The 17,893-nt window shown below is 63.2% G+C and carries 14 protein-coding genes; 10 read left to right on the top strand and 4 right to left on the bottom strand.

Features of this window, described 5'->3' with window-relative positions; all coding sequences use genetic code 11:
* Positions 1-17 precede the first annotated feature (17 nt).
* From AC1Z3V_RS10130 to AC1Z3V_RS10115, 4 genes are all read right to left on the bottom strand, one after another.
* Positions 18-1,787, bottom strand: a complete 1,770-nt coding sequence (locus AC1Z3V_RS10130; protein WP_483498582.1) for a tetratricopeptide repeat protein — start codon at positions 1,785-1,787, stop codon at positions 18-20.
* Between the two features lie 219 nt (positions 1,788-2,006).
* Positions 2,007-2,282, bottom strand: coding sequence for a hypothetical protein (locus tag AC1Z3V_RS10125; RefSeq protein WP_334198018.1), 276 nt, complete (start codon positions 2,280-2,282; stop codon positions 2,007-2,009).
* A gap of 449 nt (positions 2,283-2,731) precedes the next feature.
* Entirely contained in the window at positions 2,732-3,763 is a 1,032-nt protein-coding gene (locus AC1Z3V_RS10120) for an HAD family hydrolase (protein ID WP_483499622.1), read from the bottom strand.
* Positions 3,764-3,821: 58 nt separating this feature from the next.
* Entirely contained in the window at positions 3,822-4,787 is a 966-nt protein-coding gene (locus AC1Z3V_RS10115) for a formylglycine-generating enzyme family protein (RefSeq protein ID WP_483498581.1), read from the bottom strand.
* Positions 4,788-5,051: 264 nt separating this feature from the next.
* On the opposite strand from AC1Z3V_RS10115, the gene AC1Z3V_RS10110 reads away from it, so the two are divergent.
* The 10 genes from AC1Z3V_RS10110 to AC1Z3V_RS10065 all read left to right on the top strand — a co-directional run bounded on the left by AC1Z3V_RS10110 (position 5,052) and on the right by AC1Z3V_RS10065 (position 17,874).
* Positions 5,052-6,023 carry an AAA family ATPase gene (locus AC1Z3V_RS10110; RefSeq protein WP_483498580.1) on the top strand — a complete coding sequence of 324 codons (972 nt, stop codon included), beginning with the start codon at positions 5,052-5,054 and terminating at the stop codon, positions 6,021-6,023.
* Between the two features lie 16 nt (positions 6,024-6,039).
* Positions 6,040-7,035, top strand: coding sequence for a DUF58 domain-containing protein (locus tag AC1Z3V_RS10105; RefSeq protein ID WP_483498579.1), 996 nt, complete (start codon positions 6,040-6,042; stop codon positions 7,033-7,035).
* 2 nt (positions 7,036-7,037) lie between these two features.
* Positions 7,038-7,565 carry a DUF4381 domain-containing protein gene (locus AC1Z3V_RS10100; protein ID WP_483498578.1) on the top strand — a complete coding sequence of 176 codons (528 nt, stop codon included), beginning with the start codon at positions 7,038-7,040 and terminating at the stop codon, positions 7,563-7,565.
* Positions 7,552-8,556, top strand: a complete 1,005-nt coding sequence (locus AC1Z3V_RS10095) for a vWA domain-containing protein (protein ID WP_483498577.1) — start codon at positions 7,552-7,554, stop codon at positions 8,554-8,556. Before AC1Z3V_RS10100 ends, AC1Z3V_RS10095 begins: the two co-directional genes overlap by 14 nt.
* Positions 8,553-10,124, top strand: a complete 1,572-nt coding sequence (locus AC1Z3V_RS10090; protein ID WP_483498576.1) for a vWA domain-containing protein — start codon at positions 8,553-8,555, stop codon at positions 10,122-10,124. Before AC1Z3V_RS10095 ends, AC1Z3V_RS10090 begins: the two co-directional genes overlap by 4 nt.
* A complete protein-coding gene (locus tag AC1Z3V_RS10085; protein ID WP_483498575.1) occupies positions 10,121-11,491 on the top strand; it encodes a BatD family protein in 1,371 nt (456 codons plus the stop codon). Before AC1Z3V_RS10090 ends, AC1Z3V_RS10085 begins: the two co-directional genes overlap by 4 nt.
* A 154-nt stretch (positions 11,492-11,645) precedes the next feature.
* Positions 11,646-13,289: an arylsulfatase gene (locus tag AC1Z3V_RS10080; RefSeq protein ID WP_483498574.1), complete on the top strand. Its 1,644-nt coding sequence runs from the start codon at positions 11,646-11,648 to the stop codon at positions 13,287-13,289.
* Between the two features lie 69 nt (positions 13,290-13,358).
* Positions 13,359-15,908, top strand: a complete 2,550-nt coding sequence (locus tag AC1Z3V_RS10075; RefSeq protein ID WP_483498573.1) for a fused MFS/spermidine synthase — start codon at positions 13,359-13,361, stop codon at positions 15,906-15,908.
* Positions 15,909-16,087: 179 nt separating this feature from the next.
* Positions 16,088-16,624: an L-2-amino-thiazoline-4-carboxylic acid hydrolase gene (locus tag AC1Z3V_RS10070; RefSeq protein ID WP_429820163.1), complete on the top strand. Its 537-nt coding sequence runs from the start codon at positions 16,088-16,090 to the stop codon at positions 16,622-16,624.
* Entirely contained in the window at positions 16,621-17,874 is a 1,254-nt protein-coding gene (locus AC1Z3V_RS10065) for an allantoate amidohydrolase (RefSeq protein WP_483498572.1), read from the top strand. Before AC1Z3V_RS10070 ends, AC1Z3V_RS10065 begins: the two co-directional genes overlap by 4 nt.
* Positions 17,875-17,893: the final 19 nt, after the last annotated feature.

The following is a 17,893-nucleotide window of genomic DNA, read 5'->3' as shown; positions in this document are numbered from 1 at the left end:
CCACGCCTCGCAAACGATCAGTACAGGCCGGCGAGACGGACGCCGGCCTTGCCAAGACCGTCATCGAGAAGCGCAATCAGTTCGGGCGCATAACCGCGCGCGGCGAGTTCGCTTTCTATCGACCGCGTCGCGCCAATCTTGTTCCAGTGTAAACCGGCAAGGGCGCTGGTGGCCTCTCTCGTCAGACCGAGTTGACCTGCCGCCGCTATCCGCAGGAGGTTGACGGCGGTGTCGGCCGGATTGGCGAGTTGGCGCGCACGTTTCAGCGCTTCGCGGTATTTGCCGTTCCGATAGTCTTCAAGCGCCAGCGTGAGCGCCGCGTCGCGGTGCAGATACTCGCAGCCAACTTCCGCCACCCGCGCGAGGCTCACACCCTCCGAATATTGCCCACTGACGAAAAGCAGCAGACCGAGCCGAGCGGGAATGGCGTCATCGAGCGGATTGAGCGCAGCGGCACGGCGACCGGACAAGAACGCAGCCTCCGTGTCGCCGGTGACGAAGCGCGCCTGCATCTGCGCGATGTAGCTCTGGCTCGATTGCGGTGCGAGAGCCACGGCCTTGTCGGCCAGCTTCACCGCCCGCGCCGCTACCGTCGGCGAGGCGCTCGCCTCGCCGGTCGCCACCAGCACCATGGCGAGGCTCGCAAGCACATCGGGATCCGCCGCCTGATAGGTCACCGATTGCTCCAGGCAGGCATGGGCCGAAGCCAATCCTTCCGGGTCGATCCGTGACACCGCGACATCGGCAAGCAGCACGCAACCGTAGCCGATCGCCGGCGTCACGAGCTGCCGCGCCGCCTCCAGACTGACGATGACGCCTTCCTCGCCGGCGAGCGAGCGGGCGAGCCGAGCCAGCAGTTTTTCCTGAACTGCTTGGGCATCACCGTTGTCTATATCGGCTTTCACGGTACCCGCTCTCAGCGCCTCATTGCTTTGCGCATCGACAACCTGCCACGAGACCTGATGCTCCTTGACGTCGGCACTGTACGCAACCGAGAGCCGGTACTCCTTGCTTCCCTGCAGCTTCACCTGCGGTGCTGACGCGACCCAGCCGGTAACCGATGCGATATCGACGCCCGGCGCCGGGGCCTGCGCCAAAGTGCGGACGGCGGAAAATTGTGACAACGCGTGGATCAGGTAGTCGCCAGCCTTCCTCTGCTCTTCGCCACCGGCTCCGCTGCCCGCTGGAACGTCGATGACGATCGTCGGCTTGGCGGAAAGCGCCGGTTGCCATGGAAGGCGTTCAACGACGGAGAGATAGAAGGCTCCAGCCATGGCAGCGAGCCCTGCGGCAGCGGCCGCAATCACGCCGAGCGGACGACGCGACCGTCGAACAGGGGCCGAAGCGACGTCGGTCGGTTCTTCCTGTCCGCTCGCCGTTTCAGTGGGATCCGCTGCGATTTCCGAAGGGCTTCGTGCCAAACCGCTTGTCGCGAAGTGCGGAACGTAGTTTCCCTTTGGAAGCTCAATACGAAGCCTCTCCTTCTCACCAACGGTCTCATAATATTGTGTCAGCGCCGCGCGCAACCGCGAGGCTTCGACACGCACGATCGGATCGGTTGCCGGATCGAAAGAGGCCGGCCGGCCGAAAACGTCGATCGCGATCGTGTAGGCCTTGACCTGCCCCGAGCGGCCGGCGAAGAACTCGTCGACCAGGTAGCGCAGGAGCTTCCGGTGGCGTTCCGTCGCGTGAAACTGGCTATCGGCAAGAACATGGTCAAGTGCGGCGCGTGCATCACATTCAGCAACGCCACACTGAGCCGCTAGACCCGCATTTCTGGCTTCCATGACGCGCTCCCAACTACCCACAACCCCAAAGAGAGTGCAAACGCGAGACGAACTCTAAACGAGAGCTGCAGTGACGAAAAGCAAAATATCGCGCCGTCACAAAACATTTTTGCAAAGGAAACGAGCCATTTCAGAGCGGGGCAAGAACTGCCAGGAAATCCCACAAAGTTTTTACAGGATTTACATGAAATGTATGAATCCAAGAAGGCTACTTGTTAATCACAACGGGCTAGGTTCGCGGCCTGAATCGATGATACAGATAGAAATTACCTCTTCTTCGATCTCGCGACAGATCAATTCATACTCCGAGATCATCGAATGATCCAGAGGATCAAGCCTACGTTGCCGGTCGAGCATCGAGCTCGCCTCTTCGTAGGCCTCGCAGAGGCTGGAAAGAGAAAGGTTCTTGGCGCCCAGGAGTTGCAATTGACCGCGCAGCGCCGGGAGCTTCAGCATAAGCTTCAAAAGTCCGCGCTGGATGGCCGCGTTGGGCATTGTTTGCTACCCGCCTGATCGACAATCGATGACCTTACCGCTAACCCGACAGGTCGGCGCCATTTCTCAAGGACATTTTCCCGGGATCGTGACGACACATCGGTCTGCTGACGCGCTCAACCAAAGCTGGCGGCGGGAGCAGACCTCTCCCTCGAAGGTTAGGGTGACGATAGCCGCTTCGTTTCGGAAGTACGTAACAGTAACTTTGCCCCGATAGTCTTGACGCCAACGAGGTGAACGTCCGAATTCGCCCCTCGATACGGCGAGTTCCATACGCCAGCAGGGCCCCGGCATTGCCAAAGCTATCCCTGTCGACGACAGATCGGTTCGGACGCTTTGTCGAACCATAGGTCATCGTTACCGGAGCGCGGCCGAGAGGGCTGACACCCGCCGACTTTCGCAGGCGGGTCGATCGACATCGGACGCTACCCACAAGGGCTGACCACCCCCTACTTCTCGAAGGCATAAATCTTGCGCCAGTCCTCTTTCATGTCGACCAGCAGCCAGTTTCTCTGTTCGGCTTCCGTCAGCGCCTTGTCCAGCTTGCCGATGGGCGATTGCCGGTCATAGGCCCATTCGCGCTCCTCATCCGTATGGTGCACGATCAGGCCGAAGCGAGGGCCTGAGCCCGCCGTCACCCAGCGCAGCATTTCGTAGTCGCCGTCGGAATTGCCGGCAGCAAAGATCGGCCGTCGGCCGATGAACGTGTTGATGCCGACGGGCTTGCCCGGGCCATCGTCGATGAAGTCGATCTTGGGTTCGCGCGTTAGCACCGGCGTATCGCCGTCGAGTTTATACTTCGTGGTGATGCTGCTGCCAACGACCTGTTCGGGCGGGATGCCATACATCTGTTCGGTCATTGGCCGCATGAACTCGATGCCGCCGCCGGAGACGACATAGGTCTTGAAGCCATTGGCCCTGAGATAATCGAGCAACTCGCGCATCGGCAGATAGGTGATCTCGTTATAGGGACGGTTGAAACGCGGGTGTCTGGCCGTCGCGAACCAATCCTTGACCGTCTTGGTAAACGCATCCGTCGTCATGCCGGCATGGGTCGCCATCACGAGTTCGACGAGGCCTTTCTCGCCGGCGGCGGCGACGCCCGCCATGTCGCCCTTCAACAGCGATGCGAACGGCTCCTTGTCCTTCCATTCCGGATGCTCCGGCGCCATGGCCTTGACGCGGTCTGCGGCGAACAGGCCCTGGAAGTAGGTCGGCTGCTCGGTCCACAGCGTGCCGTCATTATCGAAGACGGCGATGCGCTCCTCCGGCGCCACGAAGTCCTCGCCGTTCTCGCTGGTCACCCGCGTGACGAAATCGACGATGGCCGTCTTCGCCTCACCATCGTTCCAGGACGGAAGATTGTCGGCGGGCGCATCGGCCGCGACGGCGGCAGCCGGCGCCGCCAACGCGGTCGAAAGCAGGAACAGGAGACCGGCGAACCGTGATCGGCGCCGGCTTGGCGTGGCATTGGATCGCATCGCAATTGCCGTCATCACGCATCCTCCTTGCGGGAACGATTTGGATCCTCTGAAAGGATTAGGGCCGCCGAATGCAGCGAAAACCGATATGGGTGGTCGCCGCGTTTTCCTCATGCGCATGGCGCGCCGCCGGCCGGTAGCGGCGGCAATAATTGGGTGCGCAGAGATGCGAGCCGCCCTTCACCACCCGGCGGGCGATGCGGATCGTCGGCTGTCTCGGATCGAAACTCGCCTCCCTGTCGCCGCCGCGTGGATTGGAAGGGATACAGCAGCTCTTTTGCGCCGGCGCCGGGTGATGGGTCGACCAGAAGTCGCTCGTCCATTCCCAGACATTGCCGATCATGTCGTAGAGGCCGTAGCCGTTCGGCGGGAAGCTTGCGACCGGCGAGGTCCGTTCGAAGCCATCGGGCCTGAGATTTTCCGTCGGGAACATGCCGTGCCAGGTGTTCGCCATGAAGCGGCCTTCGGGCACCAGTTCGTCGCCCCAGGCAAATTCCGCGCCCTCGAGCCCGCCCTTTGCCGCGAACTCCCATTCCGCCTCCGTCGGCAAGTCCTTGCCCGCCCATTCCGCATAGGCCTTGGCATCGAGATAGGAGACCTGGACGACCGGATGATCGAGCTTGCCGCGGATGTTGCTCTGCCGCCCATAGGGTCGCCGCCAATCGGCGCCGAACTTGAAGTTCCACCATTGCGACGGACTGCCGCCGGAAATCCTCTTCGGCGGATCGAAGATCACCGACCCGGCGCGTATCATCTCCGGCAGTGCGCCCGGATAATCCTTGGGATCAGGCGTCTTCTCCGCCTCGGTGACATAGCCCGTCGCCTCGACAAAAGCGGCAAACTGCCGGTTGGTCACCGGCGCCACGTCGATCCAGAATCCGCCCACCGTAACCGGATGCGCCGGAGCCTCCTCCGGATAGTGCTTGTCCGAACCCATGACGAAAGTGCCGCCTTCGATCCAGATCGGCTCACGCGCGCTGATCGCCGCCGGCGTTTCGTTGAGAAGCGGTATCTTCTGCGACATGGGCATGCGGCTTCCATCTCCCCGAAGCTTGCGGATTCCACCATCAAGTCGCTTCAAGCTAACGCCATTTCCCTTCGACCCAAAGTACGTAACCGTTACGACGACAAGCAAAACTCGCGGGTCATGGTCGAAATCGGGCAAATGCGCTTCCTGCCTGATCTTTGTTACTGTTACGTCCTTTCCAATTGGCCTGATTTAACAATAAGCTCTGCCGAAATTTCATGATGACTGATGCTGCCCGAAAGGCAGAGGGAGCAGGAATTCATGGGTGCACGCGACAACATCGAGCAACTCGGCAAGCGCATCGGCGAAGCGATCGTCGGCCAGGAAGGCATGATAGAGCGGCTGCTGCTGGGCTTGCTTAGCAACGGCCACTTGCTCGTCGAGGGCTTGCCGGGGCTCGCCAAGACCCGTGCCATCAAGAGCATGGCGAAGAACCTCGACGCGGAGCTTTCGCGCATTCAGTTCACGCCCGACCTTCTGCCTGCCGACATCACCGGCTCCGAGATCTATTTTTCCGATGGCACCAAAGGCGAGTTTCGCTTTCAGGAAGGCCCCATCTTCGCCAATCTCATCCTGGCGGACGAGGTGAACCGTGCGCCGGCGAAGGTGCAATCCGCCCTGCTCGAAGCGATGGAGGAACGCCAGGTCACCATCGGTGGCAAGCGTCACACCCTGCCAGACCTGTTCCTGGTGATGGCGACCCAGAACCCGATCGAGCAGGAAGGCACCTACCCGCTGCCCGAAGCACAGCTCGACCGCTTCCTCATGCATATCCAAGTGGATTACCCCGACGCTGCATCGGAAGCCGACATCATGCGGCTCGTGCGGTCCGAGGAAATCCACGCGAAATCCAACAATCACGCAACGGAAAAACTCGCCCAGGATTCAGTGTTTACCGCGCGCCAGGAGATATCGGCGATCACCGTTTCCGAAGCGATCGAGAACTACATCGTCGCGCTCGTCATGGCGACCCGCTATCCCGACAAGGTCGACAAGGACCTCGCCAAATGGCTCCAGGTCGGCGTCAGCCCGCGCGGCGTCATTGGCCTCGACAAGGTCTCGCGGGCGCACGCTTGGCTGAACGGGCGTGATTTCGTGACCCCAGACGACGTGCAGGCCACCGTGCATGACGTCTTTCGCCACCGGCTGGTGCTCTCCTACGAAGCGCATGCGGGCGGCACCACCGCCAACCAGGTGATCGACCGCATCGTCGAACTCGTCGCGGTTGCCTGAGGATGGAGGTCTGCCGATGGCCATATCCCTGCCGGCTCTCGCCCGTACCCGCGGCATCGTAAAGCCCCGCCAGGTCGATGCGACCGGCGTCTATACGTCGGTCGACACGCTCGTCAGCCTTGAAGCCATGGCCCGCGACCTGACCTTCCTGCGCAAAGCACCGGTGCGGCGACTGCTTGCCGGACGTCATGAATCGCGCATGCGCGGCCGTGGGCTCTCATTCGAAGAACTGCGCAACTATCTCCCCGGCGACGACATCCGTACCATCGACTGGCGGGTGACGGCGCGCACCGGCAAGCCGGTTGTCCGTGTCTATGACGAAGAGAAGGACCGGCCAGCGCTGATCCTCGTCGACCAGCGCATCAACATGTTCTTCGGCAGCCGCCGCGCGATGAAGTCGGTCGCGGCTGCGGAAGTCGCCGCGCTCTCGGCCTGGCGGGTACTGGCGCTCGGCGATCGCGTCGGCGGCTTCGTCTTCGGCGGCGAAGAGGTGACCGAGGTGCGCCCCTATCGCAGCCGGGAAGCGGTGATCCGCCTGGCCGACAGCATCGTTCGCCATAACACGGCACTGCAGGCCGGTTCGCACGCGCCGCATGGCGGGGAACAGCTCGACGTCGTTCTCTCCACCGTCGCCAACATTGCGCGGCACGATCACCTGATTATCGTCATCAGTGATTTCGACGGCTACAGCCTCGAAACCCGCGACATGCTCCTGAAGCTCTCGGCCCACAATGATGTGATCTCCGTTCTCATCTACGATCCGTTCCTGCTCGAACTGCCCCGCAAGGGCGACATCGTCTTCAGCGGCGGGCTGCTTCAGGCCGAAGTCCAATTCGGCCACGGCAATGTTCGCGAGGCCATCGATAGCTTCGCCAGAAAGCGCGGGCGGGCGCTGCGCGCCTGGCAGGAGGAGCTCGGCCTGCCGATGTTGCCGATTTCGGCAGCCGAGGAAGTCGCGCCGCAACTACGCACCATGCTCGGCCAGCTCGCCAGCCGGCAGCGGAGGCGATAGCGATGGCGACGGCAGCCCCAGCGAAAGATCCGTTGCTCGAGGCAACCCTTCGAGAGCTTGCGGATATCGCCATGCCCAAGCCTGTCTCGATGATGCCGCAGACCGTGGCATGGGCGGTTCTCGGCTGCGTCATACTCCTGCTGATCGCCTTCGCCTGCTGGCACTGGTACCGGCGCTGGGAGACCAATCGGTACCGTCGCGAAGCGCTCGCCGACCTCAAGGAAATCGAACGACGGCTGACCACCCCCGCCACCCGCGGCGAAGCGCTCGTCGCCCTGCCCGTCCTCCTGAAGCGCACCGCCTTGGTGCTCTGGCCGCGCGAAACAATAGCCGGGCTCCACGGCACGGGCTGGACGGCTTTCCTCGATATCCATTCCGGCGGCCCCGTGTTTCCGATCGCCTCGGCGCGCTTCTTCGAGGAGGCCGAATATCGCGGCAGCGCAGCGCTTTGCGCGGTTCCGGAGCCGGAAGCGCGGGCCTATGTTGCCGCGGCACGTCACTGGATCGAGGCACACCATGTACGTGCTTGATCATGCCTGGGTGCTGATCCTCCTGCCGCTGCCCTTCCTCGTCTGGTGGCTGCTTCCGCCCTACCGCGAGCAATCGGCCGCCGTCAGAATACCTTTCTTCAAGGATATTGCCGCCGCCGCAAATCTCGGTCCGACCGAAGGCTCGGTCGTTCCGAGAACCAATCTCGGCCAGAAGGTGATTGCGCCGATCTGCTGGACTTTGATCGTGCTGGCGCTGGCGCGCCCGCAATATGTCGAGCCCCCGATCGAGAAGAGCGAGCCGCAGCGCGACCTGATGCTGGCGATCGATCTCTCGCAGTCAATGGATACGCGGGACTTTCGCGCTCCCTCCGGCGAACTGCAGACCCGGGCGGAGGCGGTTCACAAGGTGGTCGCCGATTTCATCGACCGGCGGCCGAATGATCGGCTCGGCCTGATCGCCTTCGGCGACGCACCTTATCCGCTGGTGCCGTTCACGCTCGACCACGAGACCGTCAAGCTGATGCTGGCCGACAGCCTGCCCGGCATGGCCGGTCCGCGCACCGCGGTCGGCGACGCGATCGGCCTCGCGATCAAGATGTTCGACGCCAGCACCGCGCCGGACAAGGTGATGATCCTCCTGACCGACGGCAACGACACCGCCAGCAAGATGCCGCCCGACAAGGCCGCCGGCATCGCCGCCGACAGACAGGTGGTGATCCACACCGTCGGCATCGGCGACCCCAATGCAGAAGGCGAGCAGAAGCTCGACACGGCAACCCTCCAGGGCATCGCCGAGACGACGAAGGGCCGCTATTTTTTCGGCCAAGACCAGGCGAGCCTGCAGAACATCTACGAACTGCTCGACCAGCTGACACCTGCCAATCAGAAGACGCTGTCCTGGCGACCGCGCATCGAACTGTTCCACTACCCACTTGGCGCAGCACTGCTGATCGTCCTCGCCTATCACGCCATCATGTGGCTTCTCTCTTCGCTTGCCGAGCGTCGCCGGCGGCAGGAGGCAGCGCCATGATCTCGGACTTCCACTTCCTGAGACCGCTCTGGCTGCTGGCACTGGTCGCCGCCCCTCTGCTCATCTACCTCGTCAGCCGGCGGGGAGATGTCCGCTCGCAATGGCAGGGCATGATCGCGCCGCATCTGCTCGAGCACCTGCTGGTCGAAAAGGGCGGCAAGCGGCGCCTCCAACCCGTCCACATCACGGCGGCGCTGATCGCCGTTGCGGCCATCGCCGCCGGCGGTCCGACCTGGCAGCGCGAGCGCCCGCCCTTCGTCGAGGACACCGCGCCGCTGGCAATCGCCATCGACCTCAATCCGACCATGAATGCGACGGACATCTCGCCGACGCGGCTCGAACGGGCCAAGCTCAAGGTCCAGGATATCCTCAGCCTCAGAAAGGGCTCGCGCACCGCGCTTTTCGCCTATGCCGGCTCCGCCCATATGGTGCTGCCGCTCAGCGACGATGCAGCGCTGGTCAAGACCTATCTCGCCGCCCTTTCGCCTCAGATCATGCCGGTCGACGGCAAGGATACGGCAAAGGCCCTGCAGGAAGTCGAGAAGGCTCTGGCCAATGAAACCGTTCCCGGAACGATCCTGTTCATGACCGACGGGGTCGAGCGCGCCGCCTTTCAGGCGTTCAGCCGATACAAGGGCCGCAACGCCCTGATGGTGCTCGGTATCGGCACGGCCGAAGGCGGGCCGGTGAAAACCGCCGACGGCGGGTTCCTGACCGACCCGACGGGCGCTCATGTTCGCTCCAAGCTCGATGTCGACGGCCTCAAGGCGTTGCAGTCCTCGTCCAAGGCCGAGGTCGCGACCGTCACGGCTGACGATGCCGACGTGCGCTGGATTGTCAGGCGTATCCAGACCAACTTTGCCGCAAAGATCGCCGAGGGGCTGACCCGCTGGCACGATGCCGGCTGGTGGCTGACGATCCCGATCGCCGTCTTCGGCCTGTTCTGGTTCCGGCGCGGCTGGACCGTGCGCTGGGCAGTCTATCTCATCGCCGTCGCCCTGCTTACGGGCAATGAACGGGCGCAGGCCGCCGATGACCGCTTCCTCGATCTCTGGCTGACGCCGGACCAGCAGGGCCGTCGCGCCTTCGAGCAAGGCGACTTCTCGGGCGCGGCTGAAAAGTTCGCCGATCCCAACTGGCGCGGGGCAGCACTCTATCGTGCCGGTCGTTTCCAGGACGCTATCGACGCCTTCGCTGAAACCGATACGGCCGAAAGCTACTACAACCAGGGCAACGCCCTCATGCACCTTGGCAAGGCGGAAGAGGCGATCGCTGCCTATAGGCAGGCATTGAAACGCCGCCCCGACTGGCCCGACGCGAAAGGGAACCTGGCGGCTGCCGAAAAGTTCAAGGCCGACAAGGACAAGCAGGAACAGGACGAACAACAGGAACAGGCGGGTATCGACCCCGATCAGGTACAGTTCGACGACCAAGGGAAGAAGGGCACGGACGCGACGATCCAGGGTGGACCGCAGACGGCGGACATGTGGATGCGCAACATCCAGGTCTCGCCCGCCAAGCTGCTCGCACGCAAATTTGCGATCGAGGCGAAGGAGGCGACACCGTGAGCGCCTCGTCCAATTTGCCTCGGCTGCTCGCCTGGCTCGTCGGCCTGTCGCTCTGGTTCGCCGGCAACGCGCTCGCCGCGAACCCCTTCGCGCGCGCCACGCTCGCAACCGAGGGGACGATTTATGCCGGGCAGCAGGTAGAGATCGACATCGACGTCTTCGTGCCGAACTATTTCCTGGCGCCGCCGCAATTTCCTTTGTTCGATCTCCCGGGTGCGGTGGTCACCATGCCCGACGACCGTGGCATGAACCTCAATGAGACTGTTGATGGCGAGGCCTTTTCCGGCATCCGCAAGACCTATGTGATCACGCCACAGGCAGCGGGTCACTATGCCCTGCCGACGATCGTGATCCCCTTCGGCTATGCCGCCGTGCCCGGCCAGACGACACAAGGCAAGGTGGCGGTACCACGGCTCAAATTTACCGTTGCTGCGGTTCCCGGAGGCGCCGCCGGTGCGCCCGGTGTCACCGCCGGGGAAATAACGATCACGCAGACATTCGACCGGGACGCGGCCGGCCTGCATGCGGGTGATGCGCTCGTGCGCACGGTCACCACCCGCGCGACCGGCCTGGCTCCGATGATGATCCCCGAACCGACCTTCGAAGCGCCCGAGGGCGTCAAGATTTATCGGCACGATCCGGTGCTCTCGGAGGAGCGCACGCCACGCGGCGATATTGCCGCGGGACTGCGCAAGGACACCGTAACCTATGTCTTTGCCGCGCCGGGAACCTTCTCGCTGGCGGCGATTACACTGGAATGGTTCAACCTCGCGACCGGAAAAACCGAAACGGCCGAAGCCGACGGAGCGAAGGTAGTGGTCGGCGCGGCACCGGCAACGGAAGTTGCCCTTGCGCCGCCCCCGCCGCCGCGCGCCGAGGAACCAATCGATTGGCTGTGGTGGGCGTCTGCCCTGGCCGCCGTCCTCGCATTTGCCTTATTGGTCCAGCTTGCCGCCAATCTGGCTGGCCGGCTGGAAAGCTGGATCGGTGCGGCGCTCTTGCGCAAAGCGCAATCAGAGGAGACGGCCTTCCGACACGTTCTCGATGCCTGCCGCGACCACGACAGGACACGGCTGGAATCGGCGCTCGATAAATGGTCGCGCAAGACCGGCAACGTGCCGCTTGCGAAATGGCTGGATCGGTTTGCCGATCCGGAGACGCGAAGCGCCTTTGCTCGCCATCGGCAGAGCCGCTACGGCACTGCGCAATTAAAACACGAGCGCTCCGATTTCGCCCGTCTGCGAAGTGGGTTGAAGTCGGCCCGGCGACATTGGCTGGACGAGTTCTCCAACGACGGCGGAGAAGCGGCCGATGAATTGCCCGAACTCAACCCGGTGTTCGACAGTACGTTGCGGAAGAGCCGCTGAAGCCCCACGCGCCGCCTCCGTCATATGCGTGCGTGCGCCTTCGTAACCGTTACGTACTTACCCGCGGGCGCGTTCGCGCGGAGATTACGTCGGTAAATTCGAACCTTGTCTGCATTCCGAGAGCGATTTGTTTGCGGCCTCAGGGAGATTTGAAATGAGTATCGATTTGAAGAACAGGCTTGGGCGGTTCGCGGCATGTGCCGTCGAGCGGTCCATGAAACCGAAAGCGCTGGCGCTCGCCGGCACCGTGCTGATGTCGACGATTTCCGCCTCGGCGCTCCCTGCTTTTGCGCAGGATGCCGCCAAGCCGAACATTCTCGTGATCTTCGGCGACGACATCGGCCAGACCAACATCAGCGCCTATTCCTTCGGCGTCGTCGGCTACAAGACGCCGAACATCGACCGGATTGCCAAGGACGGTATGATATTCACGGATTATTACGCCGAGAACAGCTGCACCGCCGGCCGCTCCACCTTCATAACCGGCCAGACGGTGCTGCGAACCGGCATGTCCAAGGTTGGCGTTCCCGGCGCTCCGGTCGGCCTCCAGGACCGTGACGTGACGATCGCCCAGGCGCTGAAGGCGCATGGTTATGCCACCGGTCAGTTCGGCAAGAACCACCTCGGGGACCAGGATCGTTTCCTGCCGACCGCACACGGTTTCGACGAATTCTTCGGCAATCTCTACCATTTGAATGCAGAGGAAGAGCCGGAGCGGCCCTATTGGCCGAAAGACGATCCAGCCTTCCTCAAATCCTACGCGCCGCGCGGCGTGCTGCACTCCTTCGCCGACGGCAAGGTAGAAGATACCGGGGCGCTCAACACCAAGCGCATGGAAACCATCGACGACGAGACGACCGCGGCGGCGATGGAGTTCATCAAGAAGCAGACGGAAGCCAAGAAGCCGTTCTTCACCTGGATGAATACGACGCGCATGCATCTCTTCACCCATGTGCGCGATCAATACAAAGGCCAGAGCGGCATGCCGGGCAATGACTATGCCGACGGCATGATCGAGCATGATGGTGACGTCGGCAAGCTGCTCGACCTGCTCGACGAGCTGAAGATCGCCGACAACACCATCGTCGTCTACACCACAGACAACGGCCCCAACCAGTTCTCCTGGCCGGACGCGGCAACCACGCCGTTCCGCAGCGAAAAGGACTCCAACTGGGAAGGTGCCTTCCGCGTACCGGCCATGATCCGCTGGCCCGGCAAGATCAAGGCGGGTGTTTCCAACGAGATGTTCTCCGGTCTCGACTGGTTCCCGACGCTTTTGGCGGCAGCCGGCGACAAGGACATCAAGGAGCGTCTGCTCAAGGGCACCGATCTTGACGGCAAGACCTTCAAGGTGCATCTCGACGGCTACAACCAATTGCCCTACCTCACCGGTGAGCAACCGAAGAGCGCGCGCAACGAATTCTACTATTTCAACGACGACGCCAAGCTCGTCGGCATGCGCTTCGACAACTGGAAACTCGCCTTCTGCGAAATGCGCAAGCCCGGCGGCTTCGATGTCTGGCAGGATCCGTTCACCTGCCTGCGCGTCCCGAAGATCTTCAATCTGCGCATGGACCCCTATGAGCGCGCGGACATCGTTTCCGACCAGTACAACGACTGGGTCACCAAGAACGCCTATCTAACCGCTCAGGGCGTCATCAAGGCTGCCGCCTTCCTCGAGACCTTCATCGAGTATCCGCCGAGCCAGAAGCCGGCGAGCTTCTCGGTCGACCAGATCGAAGAAGGCGTGCATGCCAAGATCAACGAGATCCTGGCCAAGACGCAACCGGCTCAATGACAATATCGAAGGCGGCGCACCGTACGCGCCGCCTTCTCTTTCTTGCGTTTGCTCAGATGGCGTATCGTGATGACGAAGAACATTCCGCCCACTCGAACGGTCGCCTTCGGGGTGTCGAATGAACACGCCTTGGCGGCAAGGCGGACACGCTTCGGTCCGGCCATCGCCGCATTCATGCTCTTTCTCTCCGGCACCGCCGCGCTCATCTTCCAGGTTCTCTGGATCAAGCAACTCTCGCTTGTTACCGGCATTGACGTTTACGCGGTCAGCACCGGTATCAGCGCCTTCTTCCTGGGCCTTGCGCTCGGCAGCTTCGCCCTCGGCCGCATCGGCGACCGTTCCGAACGGCCGCTCCGCCTCTATGCCCTGCTCGAAGCCGGCGTTGCCGTGCTTGGCACCGGCGTCACCGTCGTCCTTTCCCATATCGCCCCGCTCTTCGTCGCGATCGAGGGCATCAGCGCCTTCGCCGCCTGGGCCTTGCTGGTCTTGATCGTCGCGACACCTGCCTTCCTGATGGGCGGCACCCTCCCCGTGCTGCTGCGTTCGCTCGAAGGGGCGCCGGGTGGGGTCGGAGCGAAGGGCGGTCGCCTTTACGCCGCCAACACGCTCGGCGCGATCGTCGGCTGTCTGGCGGTCTCCTTCGTGATCGTTCCGGCGCTCGGCGTGCAGGCGACCGGTTTTGCCGCTGGCGCCTTTGGCGCTGCCGCCGCGACCATCGCCCTCTCACTGACGGCAAGGATGCGCAAAACGCCGCAAACCGAGCAGCCGGCCGAAACGCAAGCTGCCGGTTCGCGTCTCGCGCTGATCCTCTATGCGATCGCGGGCGGCGTCGCGCTTGGCTACGAGGTCGCCTGGTCGCAGGCGATCGTCCAGTTCATCTCCACCCGCTCGTTTGCTTTTTCCGTGGTGCTGGCGACCTATCTCGCTGGCCTGGCGCTCGGCGCCGCACTCTTTGCCCGCCGGACCGATAGACTGTCGGATCCCTGGGGTGCCTTCGGCCTGCTCATCACTCTGGCGGGCCTCGTGGCGCTCGCGGAACTCGCCTTGCTCGGCCCCTGGCTGACGGTGTTGCAGACCAGCGCCGAAGCGGCCGTGGCCGGCATCACCGGCAGCATCTTTGCCGGAATGTGCGCACGGTTCCTTGCCGCGGGGCTCACCATCGTCTTCATCCCGACGCTGATCCTCGGCGCCGCCTTCCCGGTCGCGCTGCGGCTCGCCGTCGACCCCGAAAATGTCGGGCGCGACACCGGGCGGGTTCTCGCCTTGAACACGCTCGGCGGCATCGCTGGCACGCTGCTGACCGGCTTCGTGCTGATCCCGTCCTTCGGCATCATCAGAAGCTTCGCCATTCTCGCCCTAGCCGCAGCCATCATAGGCCTCATTGCGCTCAGTCGCGGAAAGAAAGGTTGGAAGGGCTGGCGCGTGGCGACGCCGGCGCTCGCCATCGTCACGGTGCTGATCGCCGTCACCGTGCCGTCGGACCGCCTGGCAAACCTGCTGAACATCTCGCGCGGCAACGGTGCGATCATCTCTTACGAAGAAAGCCGGGGCGCCACTGTCGCCGTCATCGAACAGGGCCAGCCGGACCGGCGTTTCCGCCGCCTCTACATCCAGGGCGTTTCCAATACCGGCGATGCCATGCCGTCGCTGCGCTACATGCGGCTGCAGGCGCTCCTGCCCCTCCTCATCCACAAGGGGGAACCGAAATCGGCACTGGTGATCGGACTCGGCACCGGGATTACCGCGGGCTCGCTGCTTGCCTATCCCGGGCTCGACCGGCGCGTTGCCGCCGAGTTGCTGCCGTCCGTCGCCCGTGCCTCAGCATTCTTTACCGGCAATTTCAATGCGGCAAAGGATAGCCGCCTCGAAGTGCGTGTTGCCGACGGTCGTCGAGAACTGATGCGAAGCGCGGAGCGCTACGATCTCATCACGCTGGAACCGCCGCCGCCATCGGCCGCCGGCGTCGTCAACCTCTATTCGTCCGACTTCTATCAACTGGCACGCGAACGTCTGGCGCCGAACGGTCTCGTTGCGCAATGGCTACCGATCGCCACCCAGAACGACGAGGATACGCGCGCGCTCGTGCGCAGCTTCCTCGACAGTTTCCCGCACGCCTCGCTCTGGTCGACCGAGCTGCATGAGATGCTCCTGGTCGGCTCCGTCGAACCGCAGGAACTCGACGTCGGTCTCATTGCTTCGCGGATGGCCGACCCGGCCCTCGTCTCTGCGCTTGGCGAGGTCGGCATCGGCAGCGCCACGGATTTGCTGGCAACCTGGATGACCGATCGCGACGGGCTCAGGCGCTATGCCGGTGAAATCCTGCCGGTGACCGACGACCAGCCGCGGATCGAGTATGCGAGCTGGGTTCGGCCCGACGAGTTGCAGCGGACCCTGCCGAACCTCGTCGCCCTGCGCAGCAAGGCACCGCTTGTCGGTGCGGACGCGGCGCTCGAGAAATCCGTGGCGGATGCCCACAACCGGCTGATGCTGTTCTACCAGGCATCGCTCAACGCCTATGCCGGTTATCGCGACGAATGGGCGCGCGACATGGAACTGCTGATGCGTGTCGAACCGAACAATCCCTATTATCGCTGGTTCGTTTCAAGCAGCGAGCGTTGATGCGTAAACCACCGCGTCGGCGCCAGCGACGGCGAGATTGATTCCGGCACAGACTCAAGTCTGCGCAAAATATTTGCACGGCACCGGATCCTTCCGGCACAGATTTGCAACACAAAGGCATCACTGCCGTAGTATCCTCCCCCTGTCGTTCTGCCCTGTGGCAGACAGGGAGGCATTCCATGGAAAAGACGGACAAAGAAAATACCGAAACCACGTCGCGGGCGGCGATGGACGGCGAAATCGGCATTCTCGCGCGCCGCCGCATCGAGGCCGGCATCATCGCGCCGATCTACGAGGCGATGCGCGAGGAAATCGGCGAGGAGCGCGCCCAGGCAATCCTCGACAAGGCGATCACAAAGGCCGCGATCGAAGCCGGCCGGACGTTTGCGGCAAAGACGCCCGGCGGCACCAATCTACGCACGTTCCAGGAGTTGCAGGATCTCTGGACCCAGGACGATGCGCTGACGATCGAAGTCACGAAAGCGACGGACGAAGAGTTCCACTATAATGTAAAGCGCTGTCGCTACGCCGAGACCTATCGCGAGATGGGGCTCGGCCATATCGGGCACCTGCTTTCCTGCAACCGCGACGGCGTCTTCTGCACCGGTTACGATCCGCGTATCACGCTGGAACGCACCCAGACCGTGATGCAAGGCGCCACCCATTGCGACTTCCGCTATCGGTTCAACAAGGATGCCCCGGAGCAGCCGAAATGAGTGTCGAAGCCTTGCGCATTGGGCCCAAGCGTATCAACACACCGGCGACAAACGGCGATCGGTTGTGGAACGACATCGTCACGACCGCCCGGTTCGGCGGGACCGACAAGGGCGGGGTCACCCGCTTGACGCTGACCGAGGAGGATCGCCAGGTCCGCGACTGGTTCGTCGGCGAGTGCCGGGCGCTCGGCTGCTCGGTCGAAGTCGACGGCATCGGCAACATCTTCGCGACCTATCCGGGCGAGGACATGGCGCTGCCGGCGATCGCCGTCGGCAGCCATCTCGATACCCAGCCGCAAGGCGGCCGGTTCGACGGCATCCTTGGCGTGCTGGCCGGGGTCGAGATCCTGCGTACCCTCAAGGAAACCTCCACGCGGCTCCGCCATCCGCTGACGGTCGTCAACTGGACGAACGAGGAAGGCTCGCGCTTCTCGCCGGCGATGCTGGGGTCCGGCGTCTTTGCCGGCGCGCTTTCGCTTGATGCAGCCCATGCCCTTAGCGACCGCGAAGGCGTCACGGTGGGCGCGGCCCTCGATGCGATCGGCTATCGCGGAAGAGGAACGCTCGAACCGACGGCCTTCGCCGCCTATGTCGAGCTCCATATCGAACAGGGACCACTGCTCGAAGCGTCCGCAACCGAGATCGGCGTCGTCACTGGCATCCAGGGCCTGCGCTGGTTCGATGTCGTCATCACCGGCACCGAGGCGCATGCGGGCAGCACGCCGATGGCGCAGCGCGACGACGCGCTCGTTGCCGCCGCCGAAATCGTGCTTGCCGTGCGCGACATCGCCCGGGAGAATCCCCCCGGTGTCGGAACCGTCGGCTTCGTCGAGGTCGGCCCCAATTCGCGCAACGTCGTGCCGGGTTCCGTCCGGCTCCAGATCGATATGCGCCATCCCTCCGAGGCTGGCCTCGACCGGATGGAAACCGCTTTGCAGGATGCCGTTCGCAAGGCCGGCGCTAACGCCGAACTGAAGCGCATCTGGTCGAAGGCGCCGGTCACCTTCGACCCGTCAATCGTGGGTGCCGTACGCGACAGCGCAGAAGCACTCGGCTATTCGGCCACGGACGTCGTATCCGGCGCCGGACACGATGCGGCGCATATCGTGACGATTACGCCGACCGCAATGATCTTCGTGCCCTCCAAGGACGGTCTTTCGCACAACGAGGCGGAATATACCTCGCCCGAAGAGTGCGCCCGCGGCGCGGAGGTTCTGTTCCAGACCATCCTGGAACTCGACCGGCGCTGATCGATAAGCAAAGCACCCA

It is taken from the genome of Ensifer sp. 38_S197 (genome assembly GCF_056924495.1).
The sequence above is the reverse complement of the archived record's forward strand: the minus strand, read 5'-3'. Positions and strand labels throughout refer to the sequence as shown.